We start from the raw sequence: 1,268 nt of genomic DNA on the forward strand, positions 1-1,268 counted from the left end.
ATCTCAGGACTCTCGTCAGAATCGCCCGCCCTCACCCATGTGCCGTCAGAGCCGGTCCCGACCGTGCTGACAATGTAAATGCCGTTTTGACTCTTGGTAGTCTGGCTTTTAACAAGAATCCGGTCGTTTTTAACGAGAGAAATACCGTCCAGCGTATCTGGTGCGCCACTGGCGAGGTCCGCAATATTTGCGATTGTAGCCAGCCGCACCGGGTATTTAATGCCGCGCATGCCGGACATAGAGTTATACACATTCACGCCATCCGTGAATACATGCGTATTATTGTTCTGGTCGCAGATAACACCGGTACCGGATTGCGTTTTCACATTGACGGTAAACGCTCCTGTAGTCAGGTTTCTGATTACCCATGTCCTGATATGGGACCGCTGCATAATAACGGATATATTGCCGGTCAATGCGCCTGTCAGGATAATTACTTCATTAGCAGATTCCACCCGCGTCAACGTTACGTCAGAGTTTCCTGAAACGTCCTTGCTGAGTGCTCCACGCCCAACCGACGTTGAATTTAGAACCACAAAGTCGGTACCGTCATACTCAACATCCACAAGCTGGTTAATGCCTACAACGGCACCAACTTTTGAGCCGTCAGCCTCATACTGTTTGAGAGACAATGCGCCAAGGCCGTTGATATTCAGTGTCGCCGAACTGTTTATGTGATTATGGAACTTAACCCTGAATCGCTGCCCGGCAACATAAGCCGTTAATGCGGGGGTTACAGATCCGACAAAATCAGGCGCCGTACCGGTTGTCGTAAACGCCGTGTACCGCTGCTCCTGCACGCCAACTTTGAGCGCGTACTGTGGATGCGGGTCCGTTTCAGCGACATGGGAACTGAATTGAGCAAGAACATAATCATGTGTTGCTGTAACCACGTTCGGGTCGACAATTAGCGTTATTTCTGCAGCATTGCTGGTCTCAACAATAACGCGAATAATAGTATCTCTGGTCGATCCCTCTGACAGTAAAGGCTTGTATTCCGGCGCATGGTTGCCAAGATATATTGCGTCACCGTTGTCGTCATAGACAGCCATTTCCCTGATCCAGAACCCGCCAACATCAGGAGGCAGAATCAGTTCGATGACATACCACCCTGGATTTATCTGGTGCGGGGTTATGGAATTAATCGACGCCCGGTAAACTTCATTGACCAGTGTCGATGAAGGTCCAGGCACAGGCACAGATCCATTGCCATCGCCCAGGGCGATTTCGGATAAATTAAGTGGCGTATTATTGGCGGCTGCGAGAGC

At 50.2% G+C, this 1,268-nt stretch carries 1 protein-coding gene; it reads right to left on the reverse strand.

Annotated elements, in window-relative coordinates:
• The coding region (locus BMX44_RS16385; protein WP_177167808.1) for a phage tail protein at window positions 1-1,268 on the reverse strand (1,268 nt) is incomplete at both ends.

It is taken from the genome of Nitrosomonas marina, assembly GCF_900110145.1.
GTDB classification, from domain to species: domain Bacteria; phylum Pseudomonadota; class Gammaproteobacteria; order Burkholderiales; family Nitrosomonadaceae; genus Nitrosomonas; species Nitrosomonas marina.